This is a genomic window from Pontibacter brevis (assembly GCF_054779655.1).
Window position 1 is genome coordinate 69,956 of record NZ_BAAGXV010000033.1, and the last position, 20,139, is coordinate 90,094.

Annotated in this window: 16 protein-coding genes; 5 read left to right on the forward strand and 11 right to left on the reverse strand. The window is 50.1% G+C overall.

The window, feature by feature from the left end; genetic code table 11:
- The first annotated feature begins 132 nt into the window (after positions 1-132).
- Both ACYVB1_RS11630 and ACYVB1_RS11635 read left to right on the forward strand, forming a co-directional pair.
- Positions 133-1,515 carry a phospholipase D-like domain-containing protein gene (locus ACYVB1_RS11630; RefSeq protein WP_460923748.1) on the forward strand — a complete coding sequence of 461 codons (1,383 nt, stop codon included), beginning with the start codon at positions 133-135 and terminating at the stop codon, positions 1,513-1,515.
- A 94-nt stretch (positions 1,516-1,609) separates the two neighbouring features.
- Positions 1,610-2,827: a ComEC/Rec2 family competence protein gene (locus tag ACYVB1_RS11635; protein WP_460923749.1), complete on the forward strand. Its 1,218-nt coding sequence runs from the start codon at positions 1,610-1,612 to the stop codon at positions 2,825-2,827.
- Between the two features lie 91 nt (positions 2,828-2,918).
- Here ACYVB1_RS11635 and ACYVB1_RS11640 read toward each other — a convergent pair whose 3' ends face one another.
- The 11 genes from ACYVB1_RS11640 to ACYVB1_RS11690 form a co-directional block, all read right to left on the reverse strand.
- Complete coding sequence (locus ACYVB1_RS11640) at positions 2,919-4,304, reverse strand: McrC family protein (protein ID WP_460923750.1); 1,386 nt, start codon at positions 4,302-4,304, stop codon at positions 2,919-2,921.
- Positions 4,297-6,930, reverse strand: coding sequence for an McrB family protein (locus ACYVB1_RS11645; protein WP_460923751.1), 2,634 nt, complete (start codon positions 6,928-6,930; stop codon positions 4,297-4,299). Before ACYVB1_RS11645 ends, ACYVB1_RS11640 begins: the two co-directional genes overlap by 8 nt.
- 512 nt (positions 6,931-7,442) lie before the next feature.
- Positions 7,443-7,880, reverse strand: coding sequence for a hypothetical protein (locus ACYVB1_RS11650; protein ID WP_460923752.1), 438 nt, complete (start codon positions 7,878-7,880; stop codon positions 7,443-7,445).
- Between the two features lie 194 nt (positions 7,881-8,074).
- The gene (locus ACYVB1_RS11655) at positions 8,075-9,487 is read right to left on the reverse strand and encodes a DNA primase family protein (protein WP_460923754.1); all 1,413 of its coding nucleotides are present in this window, start codon (positions 9,485-9,487) and stop codon (positions 8,075-8,077) included.
- Between the two features lie 52 nt (positions 9,488-9,539).
- Positions 9,540-9,923, reverse strand: coding sequence for a hypothetical protein (locus ACYVB1_RS11660; RefSeq protein WP_460923755.1), 384 nt, complete (start codon positions 9,921-9,923; stop codon positions 9,540-9,542).
- Entirely contained in the window at positions 9,920-10,270 is a 351-nt protein-coding gene (locus tag ACYVB1_RS11665; protein ID WP_460923756.1) for a helix-turn-helix domain-containing protein, read from the reverse strand. Before ACYVB1_RS11665 ends, ACYVB1_RS11660 begins: the two co-directional genes overlap by 4 nt.
- A 103-nt stretch (positions 10,271-10,373) precedes the next feature.
- A complete protein-coding gene (locus tag ACYVB1_RS11670) occupies positions 10,374-11,279 on the reverse strand; it encodes a hypothetical protein (protein ID WP_460923757.1) in 906 nt (301 codons plus the stop codon).
- 86 nt (positions 11,280-11,365) lie between these two features.
- The gene (locus tag ACYVB1_RS11675; RefSeq protein ID WP_460923759.1) at positions 11,366-12,652 is read right to left on the reverse strand and encodes a site-specific integrase; all 1,287 of its coding nucleotides are present in this window, start codon (positions 12,650-12,652) and stop codon (positions 11,366-11,368) included.
- Between the two features lie 155 nt (positions 12,653-12,807).
- On the reverse strand, positions 12,808-14,583 hold the full coding sequence (locus ACYVB1_RS11680) for a recombinase family protein (RefSeq protein WP_460923760.1): 1,776 nt from the start codon (positions 14,581-14,583) through the stop codon (positions 12,808-12,810).
- Positions 14,511-15,044 carry a hypothetical protein gene (locus ACYVB1_RS11685; protein ID WP_460923762.1) on the reverse strand — a complete coding sequence of 178 codons (534 nt, stop codon included), beginning with the start codon at positions 15,042-15,044 and terminating at the stop codon, positions 14,511-14,513. Before ACYVB1_RS11685 ends, ACYVB1_RS11680 begins: the two co-directional genes overlap by 73 nt.
- A 116-nt stretch (positions 15,045-15,160) precedes the next feature.
- Entirely contained in the window at positions 15,161-16,141 is a 981-nt protein-coding gene (locus ACYVB1_RS11690; RefSeq protein WP_460923764.1) for a MerR family transcriptional regulator, read from the reverse strand.
- A gap of 163 nt (positions 16,142-16,304) precedes the next feature.
- Between ACYVB1_RS11690 and ACYVB1_RS11695 the strand changes: the two genes are divergently transcribed.
- The 3 genes from ACYVB1_RS11695 (at position 16,305) to ACYVB1_RS11705 (ending at position 19,833) form a co-directional block, all read left to right on the forward strand.
- Positions 16,305-17,219 (forward strand): hypothetical protein, encoded by a 915-nt coding sequence (locus ACYVB1_RS11695; RefSeq protein ID WP_460923766.1) that lies wholly within the window; start codon positions 16,305-16,307, stop codon positions 17,217-17,219.
- Positions 17,220-17,328: 109 nt separating this feature from the next.
- The gene (locus ACYVB1_RS11700; RefSeq protein ID WP_460923767.1) at positions 17,329-18,771 is read left to right on the forward strand and encodes a DUF3987 domain-containing protein; all 1,443 of its coding nucleotides are present in this window, start codon (positions 17,329-17,331) and stop codon (positions 18,769-18,771) included.
- A gap of 93 nt (positions 18,772-18,864) precedes the next feature.
- Positions 18,865-19,833 carry a DUF6371 domain-containing protein gene (locus tag ACYVB1_RS11705; RefSeq protein ID WP_460923769.1) on the forward strand — a complete coding sequence of 323 codons (969 nt, stop codon included), beginning with the start codon at positions 18,865-18,867 and terminating at the stop codon, positions 19,831-19,833.
- The last annotated feature ends 306 nt before the right edge of the window (positions 19,834-20,139 follow it).

Here is a 20,139-nt window from a genome sequence, read left to right on the forward strand (position 1 = left end):
AGCTATACCGGCAGCTTGTGTCTAAACACTCTATTTATTGTATAAACCTTAAAATCAAAATTTAACAACTATATTCAATCGTTTTATTCCTAGTTGAATGCACATAAAATTTAACCTAAGTTGACCAGTCTAATGGATATACAACTAATACCTAGCACTATAAATGATGCCAATATAAAAAACAGGCTTAACCAAACCATAATTGCAGCAGAAGCACTTAGGGGTTGTGTAGCTTATTGGGTAATAAAACCTGACTATTTGGGCACCGCTTTTTCTGATCTTCTCGGTAAAAAGAATTCATTTTACTGCATTGATATTCATAAGCCAACAGATCTTGATAGCATAAATGGTCACTATAATGCAGGTGCTAAAAACCTGTACTTACACCTTCGTAAGGCTAAGAAGTCTAAGAACTCTTCTCTACTAGCAGAATATTTGATGCATGCTAAAGTTATGCTATTCGATCTTCCAGACCAAAAAGCAGAAATATGGGTGGGCAGTCATAATCTTTCCAAACGTGCCTTAAATGGGCCTAATATTGAGGCGAGCACTGTCATAAATTGTTCAAGAGACTCTGATTATTATATACAGGTTAACTCTTATCTGCAGGAGATTAAGAGTAAGTGTAATGCTTATGATCCTGATTTACTGGATATATATCGTTCCATACAAGGTGATAGCACTGAAAATGGTAAGGTTGGTGAAACTGTGTATACGATTCCTCTTATAGGAAATAATTTACATGAGCTACCTCAGCAAACTATCATGTTGTTGGGTGATAATGAAGCCGATTTACAAACTTTAGGTTTGGGTAGAGTAAATCAAGATGTCTACATACATGCGCTAGATTTGAAGAACAAAAATGGTGAAGTGACTTTTAAAGCGTCGGTATTAAACACTGGTCGAATCATCAACTCTGCTCCACAGTCATACAACATGCAATTCAGCGATCGCCTCTATGCAATTCGCAAGGGCTCTTACTTTCCCTACCAGAGCAGGCGAAGCAAAGAAGTAACAGCAAACGATCTTATTAAATTTTCTTATTGGGCAAACATCACTGTAGAGGCACCATTACAGGAATATGAGCTAAGACCTCTGCTTTCAAAAGGCAACAAAAGCTGGTATTGGGAAAAAGAGAAGCCGAACAATCAAATAAAACACAACGCCTCTGTAAACTGGATGGCTCACCTCGGACAAACTGAAGAAGAAAATGCCACCTATAGAGCAGTAATAATCAAGCAAGCAAAAGCTGACCTAGAACATTTTCCTCCTAACATACGGGAATATAGCTATTCTTTACGCGATGCACTTAACCGTCCGGAGCGTGAAGAAATTCTAAACTTCTTCCAACGGCACTTTGAACTTCCTTTCTTCGACTCTGAACATGTTGGTAGTTACCCCGAGCTTAAGATACCTGAGAAGGGAAGCTATGAATATGACTATTTATTAAAAGATTTTAGGCGGGAAAGATTAGGCAAGAAGATGCGGCTCGTTAAAGTGAAAAGCCGGGGCTAAGCTAATTTTACATATCATACCACCTCAGGTGGTCTAGTAAATTCACCTATGCTAAGGCTTAATACTATTGTCATCTTTCATCATATAACTTAAAGTGAAAAGCAAAATGTTTTATCCCTTTGAAAATAATGGCATCCTTTTATATGTGGAAAAATTCAATTTCTCCTCAAACTATGTCCTTGTTGATTTTGTAGACTCTAATGAATTTACCTCATTTAGCTCTTCAACAGGAATCGGTTATGATTGGGCAGGCAAACCAACAATGATTGAAATTGTAAATTACAATCAAAAGCGTCTTAGAGAAGGTACAACATATGTTTTAACAAACGAAGCGATAGATATCATAAGCCAGCGAATAGAAGTTACAGATGATTCCCTTGTAATTGGCTTTAGAATAGATCTTGCAAATGAGCAACAACCTATCTTTGGGAATTCAAAATCATTTAATGATTTTGAAAAGCATTGGAGGCGCATAGATTTGTCGTTATCAAGATTTCCTCAACAATTTGATTTTAATTCAGGTTTACTTGATAAAGTGACAGTAAGGAACATTGGCCAAGGCAACTGGAACGAAGTGATATCAGCTGACAAAACTAAAGTAGTTTTCGATGCCGGAACTATATATACAACTAAAAGAGCTAAGCTTTTAGAGTTAATTGGGAATAGAGATGAGGATTATCAAGTTAGTAAACCTTTACTCATTCTATCACATTGGGATGTTGATCATTACCATTTCTTGCTTGGTTTTCATGATGATACAATTAAAGCTTTTTCACATTTTATTTGTAGAGGGATTTTACCAAATCTTACTGCTAGAAAAGTCTACAGCAAATTTAAAAGACTTAATGAAAAGGCTTTAATTCCAATTGCTCCTGAGCCATGTGAACCTGAGCGTAGCAGCAAAAAGCTTACAAGATATCACCTGTCAAATAATAGACAACTTGTATTTTTCAATGCAGCTAAAAATGCTTCACGTAACAGATCTGGATTAGGTCTAATATTAAGAACAAGTAAAGATGCTGTTATTTTTTCAGGAGATTATGATTATGCACAAATATCAGATTATATGCTTCCTGAATTAAATTACTCATGTAACCATTATTTAATTGTCACTCATCATGGTGGTAAAGCAGGGAAATTCACCTACAATCATCATAAATCTAATAAATTAAAATCAGCAATTATATCTGTAGGGAAAAACCCCTACAAACCTCCACACCCACACTCAGATAATATTTCAAACCTTGATAAAATAGGGTTTAAAGTTGAGCGTACGGATAGGTTCTCTGGAGACTATAATATACTACTATAACCAGCAAAAATAAAGTATTCCTCTTTTTAAAGCTTTTTACTAAACACGTACGAGTGAAGATTTATTTGAAAAAACAATATCATATAGATTTTTATCTAGAAGTGTAATTTTCAGAAAAAACTAATGCCAATGTTTTCCCAATACTTCGGGTTAACCTTGCCTTAGTTTCCTCAAACATCTCAGCTAATTCTAAATATCTATCCTGCTCTTTCAAGAGCAGCCTTTCATTCAGAATAGGGAGCTGAAAAGCTCTAATCCTTATCTGCTTCCCTTCTGCCAGCTCATCCTCAATCAGCACTTCGCTTACCTGCTCCTGGTATCCCTGTATAGTGTTGGGGTAAAAAAGGATGACCTCCTCAACTTTGAACCTGACAGCATAGGCCAGCATCTGGTAAAGGTCCGACTGCGATATGCCTTTCTTAGGATCTTTGTCGTCGGAGTAGACAATCTTGTACTTGGTATCAGCTATAACCCTTCTGGAGCCTATCTCCAGAAGCAGGTCCGGGCGAAGGGCAAAAGCTTCTTCCTTGTCCAGGTACTTTGAGCTAACCTGCGCCTTAGCCTGCACCTCCTTTACTTCCTTTTCTATGAACCCAAAGATGAAGTCTTCAAAGACATATTCCATGGGGAGCAGGAATGCAAAAAGCTTCAGATCATTCTTATAGCTAAACGAAACGCTGCTGTTCAGAAACAGGTAACAATAGTCGCGCACCGTCTCAAACTCACCAAACATAGGGTTAAACTGCAGACTGGCACACTCTTCGGTGGTGGCCCTGACATCACTTACTTCGTCCAGAATAAACAGAATCTCCCGCAGGTACTTCTTGTTCTCTGAGCTGGTGGTGTTCCTGAAAAGCAAATTTGCGACATACTTGATAATCCTGTTAAACTTATTGTCCAGGACAAAGGCATCATAAGTGCAGTTCAGTTTTTGCCACCTGCCCGTAGCGATGTTCTCGTTGATATAGGCGTTTGTGTTCAGGCGTCCTTTGATGAAGGGCAGCTCACTGTTTACCTCTTCATATTGCTGATAGATGGAGCTGGCCAGCAGCTGACGTGTGTATTTGGCGAACAGGTAAATCAGTACCTCGAAGAAATCGCTCTTTACATCTCCTAATGAAGTCTGATAGTTGGGGAATTTGATTTTCCGGCAGTAGCTCAGCCACCACAGGATGTGGTGCTGCATGACATGAACCGCTTCAGTGGAATTATCAGCATCTGCCATATAAAAGATTTTCGGCAGCAGGTTAATACGCTGCTCTTCAAAATGGATTACCCCTACATATTTTTTAGACTTAATCTCCTTTGTTTTGTGTAGGAACTGGACAAACTGCTGCGATTCTATCTGACCTGCCTGCCCACCAAAGTAAAAGTCAGTCTTCTCCCTGTTCTTCCAGACAACATCAAGAAACTCCTCAAGCCCCTCCAGAGCGGCTGGGATTTCCGCCTTGTTCTGATATTCATACAGGTTAAGCACGCTTCCCCCTTATTGTGAGTGGCCAGGCGTTATCTTCCGCTTCAAGGCCAGCATTCACCAGAATACTTTTCACCTCTTTCTCATCGTTCATAAAGTACTCCAGGAGCAGCGGAATCACTTTCTTGTTCATTCGCTCTACTAAATCGCTGTTCTCTCCCATGAAGTAGGCATGCCCAATCTGAAAATCATGCCCCTTCAACTCAATAACCTTCTTGTTTATCTTCTCTAACACATCCATATCATACACCTCCTGCCCGTCCAGCTGGTATTTCGGATACATGGCTTCAAACTCAAAGCGCCTGCGCAGCGCAATGTCCAGCAGGGCAATGGACTTGTCTGCCGTATTCATTGTACCGATGATGTAGAGGTTAGAGGGCACTACAAACTCTTCTCCTGAAGGAAGCGTGCACCTAAGCGGAATGGCTCCATGGGAACGCTTGTCAGGCTCTATCAATGTAATAAGCTCCCCAAATACCCTGGAGATATTAGCTCTGTTGATTTCGTCTATGATGATGACGTAGTTCTGCTTCTTTATCTTTTCAGGAACCTCAACTTCTGCTGGCAAATGCTTGAGTATAGCTTGATACACCTTGAAGTAGTAAGTAGCGTGCGAGTTGGCAAGCCCAGAAATCGTTTTTAACTTTTTAACGTCTTGTCTGGTAGAGACTCCATTACGGTAAAACTCCCGCAGGTCTCTGAATTTCATCCTATTGCCGTTAGAGTTTCTTGTCCACTTTTCACCTGTGTACCGGAAGGCCTCATCTTCTACTTCAATAATCGAAGCTGTTTCATTAATCCTAAAGTTCTTTTCATTATCCTGACCTTTCTCTATGTAACGCTCTAAGGCCTTTTCAAACAGCAACTCTCTTGACACTTCCTTTGGTGCCTTTTCAGAGAGAGTCAGGTTTCTCAAAGCTCTGTCAGCGATACGCTTGAATACACCATCCACCCTGCTAAAGGAAAGCTCAGCACTATTCTCGATATCAGGCCTCAAGCCTTGGATAAAATCCTCATAGCTGTAGTTCTGGTGAAAAGTGATAAACTCTATCCTGTCACCTAAATTATCGTTGAAGACTCTCATGGCCTCTTCGTAGTCTTCTACTGGCCTATTTTCAATGATTTCGGCGGCTCTGAAAAGTGTGGTGTATGTCTTTCCTGTTCCTGGAGGGCCATAAAAGATTGTATTAAGTGGAAACTTCATCTCCTTTGGTTCTTTTGTACTAGCGTTCCATATAGTGCTGATGTGCACAGGGTTTGTTACTTTGGCTATTGTTGCCCAATACGCTCCTGGGAAATCAACCTCAAAGGGAGTGAAGCCCTTCTCCCACTCCACTTCCAATTTTTTGCCGTCTGCAGGATTGCCAGCAACCTTTCCCCTGGCTTTGATGGCCATCACAGACTTTGTTTTTTCTTTGGTAAATACAGACTTGATAGCAATGTAACTGCCTACCGGTACCCCGATTACATCCTCTGAAAACTTATCGTCATAACCATTCTCCCAGATTCCCTGCTCCATAAACCTGCTGGTCTGGTCCTTTGGGCTTACCCCTTCCCAGTATGCACCTACAAGATAATGTCCTGAAGAAATGAAAAGACTACTCCTCACTTCCTTGTCTTTTGCGGCTTCAACAATCCACTTATTATGCTTATCTGCAAACTGCACACGGAACTGAGACCTTTTTTTCACTCCTTTGTCCACGTCAGCACCCTTCGTGATAGCCTCTAAAAAGTCGTTGATATTGACTTTGCCTGCCTCTATCGTTAGCCAAACCATGTCACTCGGCCTGCTGTTGATTTCTCGGTTTTTGGTGCTCAAACTAGGGTACTTTTTTAGCACGCTGTCCAAATTGCCGGAAGGAATATAATAGCCTAACCTTACAGACTTGCCTTTCCTTTGAATATTCGTGACATACCTTCCCCCTATTGTTAAATGAATGGATTTATCAAGTGCTGCGGTATACACAATCTCATCATCATTGGTCAAATCAAAGGCATTTAGTACATGTTCGGCTGCGTCAAAAAACTTTTCAAGCCCTTCTGCATCACCGATATTGTTAACGACGGTTTTCAGATCTTGCCACTTATTAGAACTACTCCCACTGGCATCACCATTAGATGCCGACAGTAAATCAGATATGAAAGGCAGGTCCTTTCCGGTCTTTGTGGAGTATATGGAGTTGATAAGCCTGGTCAACTCTGCAGACGATTCGGTGAGGTAGGCGCCTTGGTTAAGCTCCAGCTTTTTGTTATAGAACACTTTCCCCTGCTTCCTGATGCTGTCCAGCAGCGCCCTGTTCTCCTCCCGTAGCAGCTCGTCTCTAGCCACGATAGGATTTAGTACCTGAAACTCCTTCAGTGGCACCATATAGGCAGACCCGTTCCTGTTAGAGTGCTCAGAACCGTCTGTCTCTGTGAACCGGTCAGCGGCGCGTGAGACACCTGTGATGCCGTGGTTGTCGGTCAGGTGCAAGATAACATCATCCGGCTCCACCTTCCTCATGGGGCTGTAGATGTCGACGCCGCTGCTGCTTTTTGTAGCCGACCACAGAGACTTGCCCAGGATGGGCTCCCCTTGCAGCCTGTCGTCCCTGCCCTTGACGAGCTTTTTCTCTATCCAAACTCTCATGCGCTTGTCTGTTATTTATTAAGTATTGGTTAAGGCAACAGTCCGTCATAGGAGCATGCAAACCGCCGCCGCATTACATTAAAAGATACATATAAATTATATAATTAAAAGCAAAACCCTTACCTCAATGTTGCGACATGCCTGCTACTCATAGAAGAGCCTGTACAAAAAAGGCGTTAAAAAAAGCTCCAAGAAGATTTTCAGCGCCTTTACACCGCGTCTCACCAACTTAACAACCTTACCTTGTTATCAATGTTGTTTTCGTACTTGTTATGCATCAAATAGTGTTGTTGCAATTGCGCAATGCTTGTTGCTTTGCTGCAGCAACATTGTTTGATACAATCCTGCACAACTTAATATTTATTTTTGGCTCACTAAGCATCGACTAATCAATATATGACTGACCGCAACACAAAAAGGAATACACCTCCATACAACACCGCGTACAGCAAATTGCTGTACGCGGTGTTATTTTCTATTTTAGCTCTTATTGTTAGCAGGTTGCCTTACCCTCAACTATTAGCTATTATGGCAAGCAGTTCTTTGTGCTCCTGCTCTTCTTGCCTCAGTGCCTCTAACAATCTCTTGTACCTAGCCGAAAAGTTGTACACTCCTGGGTAAGCAGCGGATCTGGCTGCTTTAGTCACACCCTTTTTAAACTCAGCAATAGTTTTTCCTGTGTAATACTCTACTTCCATGGGAAAAAAACCCTGTGATTTTGCCTCTGTGCCTCCTTGCCACAGGCACAGCACAGGCTGTTTTCCTGTCTGTGCACAGACAAACAAGGCATACAGCACAGACTGTGCTCGTATCCTTGCCGCGTCTGTGGAAGGTGCCTGTAGCTGCTTCAACTCTAGCTCTTTTACTATCTTATTCGCTCTGTAACGGGTGATGCCGAGCGTTCTGCCAATGGCGCGGATGGAGTAATCCTTCTGGCGCAGCTGCTGCACCTGTGTTCTTCAATGATACTTTGAATGTGTTTTTCATGGTTGTTTGGGTAATTACTTGTTAAAATTTCGGTTAAAGTCTTTCATTGTAATTTTTCAAAAATTTGTTTTGGGGCTGCACTTCCTACACTCGCTACACCACTTGTTGCCTTTGCCAGTGTAGCAAGTGTAGGGAGTGCAGCCTTCAGAAAACATTTCTAAGCGGCTGCGGACACCGCATTCAGCGCCAGGTACACGACCCAGCCGCTGTTTCGTCGCACTAACTGCACGCCTGTGCTCTCCAGCCTTTTCCGGAAATTGGTGCAGTTAAGGGGCCTGTAGCCGTCCTCGAGGCAGAACGCCCTGTAGCTGGGGTAGAGCTCCTTTAGCGCCAGGCACCTCTCTTGGCTTTTGGTGTAGCCCTGCTCCTCCAAAAACATCTGCACGCTGTCGGACTCCTTCTTGTAGAGGGCCACCTGCACTGTGGAGGCCTGGCATTCACTGAAACGCTTCTGCGCCATCAGCCTACCCAGCCCCTGCAGCACCCAGTTGAACACGCCCGAGAGCTCATGGGCGATGATCTTTGCCGCCAGCTGCCTGTCCTGCCTCTCCTCCGGGATGGTGCGGTCAAACTCCACGATCAGCAGCCTTCTGAAGAAGGCGTCGGTGTGCTCGATGTCGCGGGGCAGCTCGTTGCAGTTGAAGAGCATCTTGGCGTAGGAGTGCAGGATAGCTGGCTCCCGGTACGGCAGGCGCACCTCTATCGGCTCGCCCGACACCAGCTGCTTGTACACGTTCGGGTCCAGCCGGGTAGAGAGCTCGCTGGCGTAGTTGAGCAGCTTGCCCGCCAGCATGGCCCTCGTGTAGCCGCTGGCATCGGTGAGGCTCTGCAGCGAGTAGCTGCACACGTTGCTGGGGCCCAGCAGCGCGTTGATGACGTCAAACAGCACGGACTTGCCGTTGGCCCCGGTACCGTAGAGCAGCAGCGCTTTCTCCAGCTTAAGCATGACCTGGTCCACGAACACGTAGCCCAGATACTCAGAGATCACAGCCTGCTTCTCTGTGTCGGGCAGCACCTCCTTTAGGTAGCGCTCGAACATTGGCGCCCCTGCCGATGCATCGTAGGCGAAGGGCAGCTGGTAGGTCATAAAGTCACTGCGCCTGTGCCCGCGGAGCCTGGTGCCGTCGGGGCCGATTTCAAAGGTGCCGTTCAGAAGGTTCACCAGCACCGTTCCCTTCGGCAGCGCCGGCTTGGGCAACCGTGCCGAGGAGAGGAACTGGCGGTAGAGCTGCTCCTTGAAGAGGTGAAAGCGGGCGTCGAAGCGGTCTACGCCCATGCGCTCTGCGGCTGTGCCCAGGAAATCCCTCACCTCACTCTCCTCCACCGCTTGCCAATGGCTGCCGGTGTAGAGGTAGACAGAGCCGTTGTGCCTACAGAGGCCATAGCCATGCTCCTCGGCTATCCGAAGGGTGTGCTCGGCGGCGATCACGTAAAGGTGGTTCCTTTTAAGGCGCTGCCCCCCTTTCAGCTGGGCCTCCTCCTGGAAGTCAATCTCGCTGACATGGGTAAGCAGCTCACTAAGCAGCCCCTCCCGTGGGAAAGGCTGCGGTGATAGTTGTTCTTTGTTCATTTAGGGTGTATAGGTTAAAAGAATGGAATGATCAGTTGGCGTGCACCATGTGTTATGCAGCCATGGAGGTCTGCCCGTTCAGCCTTGGCTTCAGCTGCTCGATGAAGAACTCGGTGAGCTCCAAGTCCAGCTGCCTTGACTTGGTGAAGTCGCTGACGATGCTGCGTTCCAGCTTTATCTCCGTCTGCAGCAGGACAAGCTTTAGTTTCAGCTCCTGGATCAGGTCCAGTAGCCTATCCACCTCGCGCTGCGCCTCGCAGTAGAAGCTTATGTCCGCCTCCAGCTCTTGGGAGAGCTGGAGGGCGTAGGACTTGTCGTGCTGGGGTTTGGCTTGGAAGGACTGCAGGCGCTGGTCACGTTTGGCGTTGACCTCCAGGAACAGGCTCTGCGCGGTCAGGAACCTGACGCTGGGCTGGCGGTTGCTCTGCTCTCTCATGCGGCGCGTCTTCCGCTGAGGGTTCTGCCCCTGGTGTGCCTGCGGTCTCCGTTACTGCGCCTGCCGCTCTGCACGGCCTCCAGCACCTTGGACTTGAAGAAGTACACGCGCTTGCCCACCTTGAACGAGGGGATCTTTCCCGAGGCGCGCCAGTCCGAAAGCGTCTTTCTAGAGACTTGCAGCACCCGGCGCATCTCCTCGGTATCGATAGGGTCTTCCGCCTCCTGACTAGGCTGCGGGGAGTGGGGCTGCGGCGGCAGCCCGTTTAGGATGAGTTGCGCCGTGCGTTGGGCTACCTGCTCAACTGCTGCCTCGAAAAGCTTTTCGAAGGATTGTAGGTTTGTCATGTTCTGTTGTGTTTTGGTTAAACATAAAGACACTGCAAACCTACCCTATGGATCAATGAAGGAGTAAACTACGTCATCATCCAAAATTCCTTCTCAGATTCCGTCATATTTTCACCCTTTTCTTCATCCATTTGGGGTTTCTGTAGCGGGCAAAGTTTTTCCCGAGCTCCGTTACCATATATTCCCCTGTTGTCGGATTTATGTAATTTTTAAATTCTTGGAAGGCATCGATCAGCATGTAGCAGTAATCGTGCGTACCGGAGGTGTCGGTGTCCCTGGTGCAGAAGAACTCATCCACCGCCATCAGTATATCCTTTTGGGTACCAGCCGACTTCATCTTTTTCATTTTGATAGAATAAGGCGAACCGTGAAAGTAGGTATGCACAAACACCTTCACCTGTTCCTCCGTCAGAATGTATCCTTTTTCTCCCAGCTTTTTGGGCCTGGCCCACCTGTCCATGAAGAACCTCTCCACCTCCCAAATGGAAACTTCCACGCCATCGCGCATAGCTCTGATTCTTCCCCTGGTGTTGGGTTTTCGTTTCTCGGGAGCAGAACCCAAAAGCTTTACTCTCTTTGCAACCCAATCGTTTGCCCTCTTCTTGGCCAGTCTTAGTTCCGTGGGATCTATTTTGCGGAAAATGTACCTTAAGCAGAAGTAGTCAGGACTGTTCTTTACAAAATCTAGAAAATCTGCTTTGTTTTTGCTTTGGTATAAGTGGAAGTCCAAAAAAGCGTCTGTCACAGAAGGCCTTACCTCCAAAAAGAATCTTTCATGGTAGAACATCCACAGCTCCGACCTGAGCCAAGCCAGCCCTTCACTGTTGGGCGAGCTGAGCTCATAAAACTCTTTTGGTGAACATGCGGCATACTGATGTTTACTGATCAGCTTCGGCGGCTCTTCATAATATACGTGGGAGAAGAATTTCTCAATCTTTAAGCCGGGAGCATCTATGTTTCTGATAAATGGGTCCGCTTTAACCTTGATTTTTGTGTAGTTTTTTATCACATTACATATATTTTATCATATATAATTGAATCAAAATATATGCCATAATGTAAGGTTCTCCCCCGCAATATAAAATTAACCCGTAGTCAAGCTTCTACTACTCCTACCTCCTTCTCCACCGTTCCCCACACCCGCTCCATCTCCAGCTCCTTGATGCTGTCGGTGATCTTGATGTACTTCTTGAAGGTCTGGTAGTTGGTGTGGCCAGAGACGCGCATCACCACCTCTGCCCGCATGCCGCCCTCCAGCGAGAGCGTGATGAACGTTCTCCTTGCCGTGTGCATGGTCATGAATTCGTGCTTTGGCCGGGTGTCCACTATTCGCTCTCCTCCCCTGCGTGTGGTCATACTCGTCGGTTCATCGATACCCACCAGCTCACCCAGCTCCTTGAGGTAGTCGTTTGTCTTCTGGTTGGAGAGCACCGGCAGCGGGTAAGGCTCCTCTCTGTACTTGGTAATTATAGCCAGTGCTTTAGGGGACAAGGGAACATGGTTAGCCGAGTCTGTCTTCACCTGGCGCAGCACCCAGCGGTTGCCCTTGATGTCGGAATGCCGCATCGCGGCCACATCTGAATACCTTTGGCCGGTGAAGCAGGCAAAGCAGAACACGTCCCTGACACGGTCCAGTCGCGGGTGCTGTGTCAGATCGTGGTTATACAGCTTGTCAAGCTCACCCTTGGTGAGGTAGATGATGTCCACGTCCTTCTGCGGGGCTTTAAACTTCTTGAAGGCAAGGCTTTGGTGGTAACCTCTGTCGAGTGCCCAGGAAAGGAAGGCTTTAAGCGTGGCAAAGGTTTTCCAGACGGTGTTGTCCTTGTGCTTGAGGTCCCGCACCAGGTAGTTGCGCAAATCATCGAAGAAGCGCATGTCCATGCCCTGGAACGAGAGCACGTACTTTCTCTTCTCGCTGAAGTCCTTGAGGTGGTTCAAGATGCCCTGGTACTTGAGTAGGGTAGAGTTGCTGCGGTGGGCGCTGTGCACCTGGATATACTCCTTGTAGATCTCCTCAAAGGTCTTCTCCGCCTTTGGCTCCGAAGGGTGCAGCAGCGAGAGGATGTCCTCCTTGAAGTCAGAGAAGCGGAAAGAAGGGTTCTCCTCCATCCTTTTCTTGTAGGCGCGGATTACCTTGCCCTTCAGCTCGCCCAGCTCAAAGTTGAGGTCATTTGCGTACTGGTAGCTGCCAACCACGTGGTTGCCCTGCCGGTTGGGTTTTGTGTTCCAGTAGTCGGGGTGGATGTAGTCGCCTGTCTTTACTTTGATGGTCTGCTTTCCCAGGCGGGCGAACAGGTAGATAGCCGTCTCGGAGTCGAGGTTGGGCTTGTCGAGGTAGAAGTTTACCGTCATGCGTGGCAGCTTGTTTTTAGGGTCTGCCAAATGTACGCAATTGTCCGAAGCTGCGGACACATTTCGGACACTAATATTTTATATAGGGTATTTTTACTACTTCAGACTACACAGACACCTGTCATAAAACAGCCTCAAAGGCACATTTTGCGGCATTTTGAACCACTTTAAATATATAAAAACTACTATAGTTTTAGTCCCCTACGGGCTACCAGGAGGGAAAAGTGATTTTCAGTATCGCTTTTCCCTCTTTCTTTTTCCGCCAAAATATGCGCCAGCTCTCTGGAAACGGCGAAAAAGCTATTCACCCTCGTGGTTCGATAAGCCTCCTTTTCACGGTCATAAGCTACCCCATCGGGGAACACCGTCGCCTGCAGCCGCTTGCGCTGCAAGATATCAGCCTTTGCCCATGATGCTGAGAGGTTTAGCATCAGCCTCAGCCCTTTTCCCACCAGTATTTTGTGGTTCGATAAAGGGCCCGTCAGCTTTTCCAGGCTCACCTCAATCTCACGCATCTCACCCTTTAGCTCCGTGCTGAACCTGGTGAAGATTTCCCGGTCTATCTCGCCGAACGCGTAGCGACGCTCCAGCGTGTCGAGTTTCTTCTTTAGCTCTGAGAGCTGCAGCTTCAGACGCTTCTCCTCCTGCTCACCTTCCTGGCTTAGCTTCTTGAGCACCTGCCCCATCATCTCCTCCACCTGCGGCAAAAGCACCGGGTCGATGTGGTAATCTTTCAGCAGGTCCTCATACAGCCCGTGCATCCTGGAGGCGTTTCGGTTGAGGCAGCAGCCGATGGTGTTGCACTTGTAGTAGTGGATGCCCTTCTTCTTCACCTCATAGCCGGTGAGCGGCTTGTTACAGCTGCCACACCTGATGTGGTGGCGCAGCGGCAGGTTATCGTCCTCCTTCACCTGAGTGTAGCCGTGTGCGTTCTGGACCTGCAGGCCATTCACTCGCAAGAACGTTTCTCTGCTTATAAGCGGCTCGTGCCGGCCCTCCACCACCTCCCCTTCTGCCAGGAGCCCATGGGTGATCAGGCCGCAGTAGAAGGGGTTCTTGAAGATCTTCGTGAGCGTCTGGTTGTATAGCGTCAATCCCTGGCTTTTGAGCCGCTTGATGATGTCGGTGTTGCTTAGCCCCTGCTCGGCCTTCAAGAGGAAGGCCTGGCGGATGAGCTTGCCCTGCTTGTTAGGCTTTACCACCTGCTCGCCGTTCACCTTGTACTGGTCGTAGCCCATGGGCGCCTTGCCCACCACGTAGCCTTTCCTTACCTTGGCCTCCATGCCCGTCACGCTCTTTTCCCTCCGCTGGTCGTTATCGAACTGCGAGAAGAGGAACTGGATGCCCTGCTGCAGCTTGCCCGAGGCTGTCATCGTGTCCACCGGCTGGGTGACGGCCACCACCGAGATGCCCAGCTGCGCGAGCTGGTCGGTGATGTGGATGGCAGAGGAGCCGGAGCGGGAGAAGCGGTCGTGGCTGTAGACGATGATGTAGCCCACCTTCAGCCTGCTCCTTTTGACAAACTCTAGCATCCGCTGGAACTCCTTCCGCTCGTCTGACTTGGCGCTCTCGTAGGTGCCGCCGAACTCGCTCACTACCTCGTAGCCGTGGCGGCCGGCGTAGGCCCGGCACCTTTCCAGCTGGGTCTCCAAGCTCTGGTTCGTCTCGGCCTGCTCCTTGGTGGAGACGCGCGTGTAGATCACGGCCACCTTGCCACGGGCAGTGGCCTTCTTTTTCTTTTTGTCTGATAGCTGCGGTCTGGCAAAGATGCTCAGCCCGCCGCCTGCGTTGGCTGCAGCCGTTTTGCTGCTGGCCTTTGCTGCTTTTTTGCTGCTCGGGCTTTTTTCCTGCTGTTTTCTCATGGTTTTGTCTGTGCTGAAGACCTTGCTTAGGCGGCAAGGAGTAAGGATTCTGTCTGTGCTTCTGTCTGTGTTTCTGTCTGTGACAGCGCCATCTGGCACATCAGGGCCGCCAGGTTTAGCATTTGCCCCGCCAGGTCGGAAGCCTCGCTCTCTGAAAGGTGCCCGTAGCCTGGCGTGCTGCGCAGTCTGGCGGTGTGGTAAGCCATCAGGAGCTGGTCCTGCCTCACGAGCGCGTACAGACTCCCCTCATGCTGCTCCTCCATGGGATCTGCTTGCTGTGCCGCACCGTGCCTTGTCTGTGCCGCTGTCTCTGCTACTGTCTGTGCAGAACGCTTATTTGCCTGTGGCAGCCTGTGCTCTGCCTGTACCACACTCATTGCCGCTTGTGCTTGCGTCTGTGGCAAGGTGTGTTCTGTCTGTGCTGCACCGGCGTTTTTCTGTGCTGCAGCGCCCTGGGCACTGTGCTTTGCCTGTGCTACGATCTGTGCTGCGTGCTGTTTTGGTCTGTGCTGACCCTGTTTCTGCTTTGTCGGTTGTTTTTTTGGTTTAGTAGTTCTCACGGTTTTGTCTCCGCTGGCGCTGCCGTCCGGTCTTTCCGGTGGGGCAGCCTTGTCCTTTTATAGGCCCGGGGCATCCGGTGCCGTAAACGTTGTGGAACAATGCTGAATACAGGAACCTACAGCCGCTTTCGCTTGCTGCGCTCAGAAAACACCAGCTCACCGTTGCTGGTCTTGAGCACTACCTCATTGTATCCATTTAGCCGGAGCAGCTCCACGATGCTGCGTTTTGTCTCCTCGTCCACCTCCTCCCTGCGCGTGGTCACCAGGTCCATCTGCCGCTCGCCCCCCTTGTCTGTGAAGGTGACCGTAACGCACCTGTTGGTCCTGTCCCGCAGCGCCTCGAGCACCTGCCTTTCCTGCGGTGTGGGCAGGTCCAGCTCACCGACCTTCCTGGCGATGCCTTTGTTCATCCTGTACTCACGCACCTCGTCGGTGATGGATAGGTACAGGTGCGTCTGCAGCGGCAGCGGCTCCCCTGAGGCCTTTGTCCAGAGAAAGAACTGTATAAGCTGCCCGTCCGGGAAAACCAGCACTCCTGTCTCCTCCTGGCTGACCAGCTGGGTCAGCAACACCGTCTCCAGAAGCGGTATCCGGTAACCGCTGAGCTCACCCAAAGCCTCCCCTGACTCCATTGCTGCCAGTGCCTCCTCTATCAGGTGCCCGGGCAGCTGCACCTGCTCGAACACTTCGCGCATCCGCTGGCGCACCTGCGCGGAGCCCATGTCCTCTAGGCCAAACATGCTCTCGATGCCTATCTCGCCGTAGAGGAAACCCTTGAGCTCCTTGATACGCTTGAGCGGCATGCCCAGCTGGCGCAGCCTGTCGATCAGGCGCACCCAGATGTAGTCGGGGAAGGTGAGCAGGTTCACCCTGCCCTCCGGGATGTTGAAGGGCAGAAGCCCGGCCTTGTGCCAGCCGTGGAAGCGCTTGGCCGTGATGCCCGCCTCGCGCACGGTGAAGAGCTGCCGCCGGAAGCGCTCCAGCAGCTCCTGCAACTGCTCGGGCGAGGTCAGCTGAAGGGATGAGAACAGGCCTTTGCCGGCCGTGTGATCCAAGTTTTCCGGAGGCTCTTCCTCTATATGCGGTTGGTGTGTCATCTGCTTTGTTACCTATAGGTAACGCAAAGGTGCGGTGCCCGAGGCAGAAAACAAAATATCTATAAAATAATATTTAAATATTTCCTGCAGGGTGTTCGGCTCCCTTTCCGGTTAAGGCCACAGGCACTACATTTGGAGACTGAACAGCTAACGAAGACAACCCATGAACAAGCCGGGGATCACAGATATAGACCGCTACTTTTGGCGCCTGGAGGACAGGTACAGGCAGGCTGTGCTGCAGCGGCTCAAAACGCGCCTGGAGCATGCCGGCTACAAAGGGAGTGCCTTCCTACACATCCTCTACACCGTGGGCATCCTGTACAGGAGCTATGTTGATGTTCCGCAGCTGCTCCAGCTCATCACAGCTTTCGAGAACGCATACATGTTCGACAGGCGGAACGCCGTGTCAAAAGCGGTCAGTGCGGCCCAGGGAACAGACTTCACAGGCGTGAAGCAGCTGACTGCTGAGGCGGTAGACGACGAGCTGGAGAACATCAGCCAGGAGATGCTTTGGTACTGGCTAAGCGCGCTAAGCAGCCTGGAAGAGGAAACGGGCAAATATAACCGTGTGGCGAGGTTCCTGCTCAGGTACTACACGCTGAAGGCACTGGTCAACACATACGAGCCCGAGTTCAGGGAGGAGCAGATGGCGCTGGAGGCTGCCAACAGCAAGGCGGTTGAGGAGTATGAGCGCCAGAACGAGGCAGCGGAGAGGATCGGTAAACGCGTATTCCCGGAGCTGTTCATAAACGGCTATGAAAACAGCCTCAAAGAACAGCAGGAACATGCGCTGCGGCACACAACCCGGCAGCCAATCAGGGAACTGAAAAGAATGGAGTGGCTGGGCAGCCAGAAAGAGCTGGCAGAGCTGCTAATCGAGCTGGAGCGAAAGGGCTGGATCCGGGAAAAGATCACCGAGACCGTGCAGTCCTGCTTCACTGGCGGTGACTCCATCGGTCAACTGTTCAAGCCCTACAAGGATGAGGACACGGGAGAGGCCTCCTACGCTAAGGTCTTCACCGGCAAATATACCCCCAGGTTCAAAGGCATGAGGGAAAACAAAAAAAATAACCTCTGATCTTCAACCTCTTACAGGCAAAGCAAATACCTGCACCGATACCCGGTACGACTTGGCGACGCGGCGCTTCCGAAATATGCATTTTCAAACCCTCAAACAAAAAATGCACATGATGCTAGCCAACACTTACCAAGATGCACCAAACATCACCCCTGACTTTGAGCAAGCAGACCGGCTCCTGACCGAGCTCCGGAAAGGCCCCTACCTCACCCCGGAAGACACTCCTTGCGCCCAGCAGAGAGAAGAGCAGAATGCCTTCCCCGTGGAGGCCTTCCCCGAGCCCGTGCAGGCCATCATCAGGGCCACGAACAAAAGCCTTCGCTTCCCAGTGGATTTCACGGCCACTTCCATGCTTACTGCCGCCGCCACGGCCATCGGAAACAGCCACACGGCGCAGGTGATGCAGGGCTGGCAGGAAAGCCCGGTGCTGTACGCGGCGCTGGTGGCCCCGCCGGGCTCTAACAAAAGCCATCCCCTCTCCTTTGCCTTTGAGCCCCTGGCAAGGCGGGATGACCGGTCCTACCACCTCTATGCCCAGGAGCGAAGGGAGTACGAGATGCTGCAGGGGCTCTCTAAAAGGCAGCGAGACCCGGCTCAGCAGGAAGAGCCCGAGAAGCCCGTACTAAAGAAGATACTTGTCTCCGACTTCACCCAGGAGGCGCTCACCGAGGCCCACAGCCACAACAGCAGAGGCGTCTGCGTGCAGGTGGATGAGCTGGCCGGCTTCATCAAGAACCTTAACCGCTACTCCAGCGGCGGGGAGACAGAGTTCTGGCTCAGCGCCTGGAGCGGAAAGTCCGTGAGCGTAGACCGCCTCTCCAGGATGTCGCTTCGCATCAGGCGGCCTTTCATCCCCATCATCGGCACCATCCAGAACGGGGTGCTGCTGCAGCTCTCCAAGGACGGGAAGTCTGACAACGGCTTCCTGGACCGCTTCCTGTTTGCCATGCCCGAGGATGTGAGAAAGGAGCGCTGGAGCGACACCGCGCTTGACCCGGTACACACCTACAACTGGGAGAAATACCTTTCCTTTCTGCTGGAGCTAAAGCTGGAGGCAGACGAGTGGGGCACGCCCGTGCCGCGTCAGCTGTGCTTTACCCCTAGCGCCTGGGCAAGGCTGCAGGAGTGGCAGGGCCGCAACACAGACTTGTGCAACGCAGCCGAGAGCGAGGCGCTGAAGGGCGTCTACACTAAGCTGGAGCCCTACACCATTCGCCTTGCCCTCGTCCTGCAGCTGATGGCCTACAGCTGCAACGAGGCAGAGAAGGCGGCGATAGAGGAGAAAGCGGTGGAGGGGGCCATCAAGCTTGTGGAGTACTTCAGGAAGACGGCGCAGGTGGTGCAGCGCATCGTGCACCGGGAGGACCCGCTGGACCGCTTTGACAACGGCAAAAGAAGGCTCTACGAGCAGCTTCCGCAGGGTTTCTCCACCGCCGAGGGCCTGGCAACGGCACACCGGCTCGGGATGCCGGACCGCACCTTCAAGAAGTTCCTGACCGAGAAGACCTTGTTTGCAAGGCCGGCGCACGGCCAGTATGAGAAACTACTTTAACACAGTTGCACTTTCGGCACTTTGAGCACTTTCATCAAGCAAAGTGCACGAAGTGCCGAAAGTGCAACCTTCTTTTCATATCTTATCACCGCTATGATAACACACAGATTCACCCTGGAGCCATACGGCAACGGTAAAAACACCCGCTTCTCCTGCCCCAGCTGCGGGAGGAAAAGGCAGTTCACGCGCTACATCGACACCGAGACAGGCCGGCACCTGCATGAGAGCGTGGGCAGCTGTAACCGGGAGAGCAAGTGCGGCTACCACTACACCCCCAGGCAGTACTTTGCCGATAACCCGCACCTACGGAAGGGCGATAGCCAGCCATGGGCACACACCGCAGACGGCAAGAGCCATACTGCACATCACGCTCAGAGACAACAAGCAAGCATACAGCAGCCTGCCTCCTACATCCCCACAGAGAAGTTCAAAGAGAGTCGCAGGCACTACAGCCAGAATAACTTCGCGCTCTTTTTAAAAGACAGGTTCGGAAAGGACAGCGCAGAGGCAATGATCCTGCGCTACCACATCGGCACGTCCAAAAAGTGGCCGGGGGCCACGATCTTCTGGCAGGTAGACACAGAGGGAAAGGTCAGAACGGGCAAGATCATGCTCTACGACAGGGCTACTGGCAAAAGGGTGAAGAAGCCGTACGCGCATCTCTCCTGGGTGCACAAGGCATTGGATGAAGAGGAGTTTAGCCTCAGGCAGTGCCTGTTCGGAGAGCACCTGCTCAGGCTATTTCCAAACAAGCCGGTGGCCGTGGTGGAGAGCGAGAAAACGGCTACTATCTGCTCACTGCTGCTGCCCCGCTATGTTTGGCTGGCAATAGGAGGCCTCTCAATGCTCACGGCGGAGCGGTGCCGCGTGCTCAAGGGCAGGGATGTCACGCTCTTCCCGGATTTAGGAGGTTACGAGAAGTGGAAAGAGAAAGCTCAGGAGCTGCGGGTGATTTTCCGATACACGGTCTCGGACGTACTGGAGCGTGTTGCCAATGAGCGGCAAAGGGAAGAAGGGCTTGATTTAGCCGATTTCCTGCTGGCGCTGCCGGACACTCCATGACAAACTATGCCTTAAGGTTCTATGTTAAAAACTGTATTGCAAAATCACCTATCAAAGCTAAATTCCCGTAGATATGGTCTGTAAATTCACGCCTTCTGTCTACATAAAACACCCTCAGCAGTCACTGAGGGTATTTATCTTATAACTCGAACACTGAAACCGCCACCTATTTTTTTACACCTCTTAATTAGGCCAATAAACACTTTTTTAGAGGAGGTAAAGTTTTTGTTGTTTGCCTCCTCTTAATGCCCACCACTGCTATTTGCCTTTAGGCGAACCTATCAGGCAGCCAGCTTATGAACCCAC

Coding starts and splice junctions, on each gene's coding strand:
- ACYVB1_RS11690 (WP_460923764.1), bottom strand. CDS start 16,141: ATGACACACCAACCGCATATAGAGGAAGAGCCTCCGGAAAACTTGGAT.
- ACYVB1_RS11700 (WP_460923767.1), top strand. CDS start 17,329: ATGATGCTAGCCAACACTTACCAAGATGCACCAAACATCACCCCTGAC.
- ACYVB1_RS11665 (WP_460923756.1), bottom strand. CDS start 10,270: ATGACAAACCTACAATCCTTCGAAAAGCTTTTCGAGGCAGCAGTTGAG.
- ACYVB1_RS11630 (WP_460923748.1), top strand. CDS start 133: ATGGATATACAACTAATACCTAGCACTATAAATGATGCCAATATAAAA.
- ACYVB1_RS11695 (WP_460923766.1), top strand. CDS start 16,305: ATGAACAAGCCGGGGATCACAGATATAGACCGCTACTTTTGGCGCCTG.
- ACYVB1_RS11705 (WP_460923769.1), top strand. CDS start 18,865: ATGATAACACACAGATTCACCCTGGAGCCATACGGCAACGGTAAAAAC.
- ACYVB1_RS11645 (WP_460923751.1), bottom strand. CDS start 6,930: ATGAGAGTTTGGATAGAGAAAAAGCTCGTCAAGGGCAGGGACGACAGG.
- ACYVB1_RS11655 (WP_460923754.1), bottom strand. CDS start 9,487: ATGAACAAAGAACAACTATCACCGCAGCCTTTCCCACGGGAGGGGCTG.
- ACYVB1_RS11660 (WP_460923755.1), bottom strand. CDS start 9,923: ATGAGAGAGCAGAGCAACCGCCAGCCCAGCGTCAGGTTCCTGACCGCG.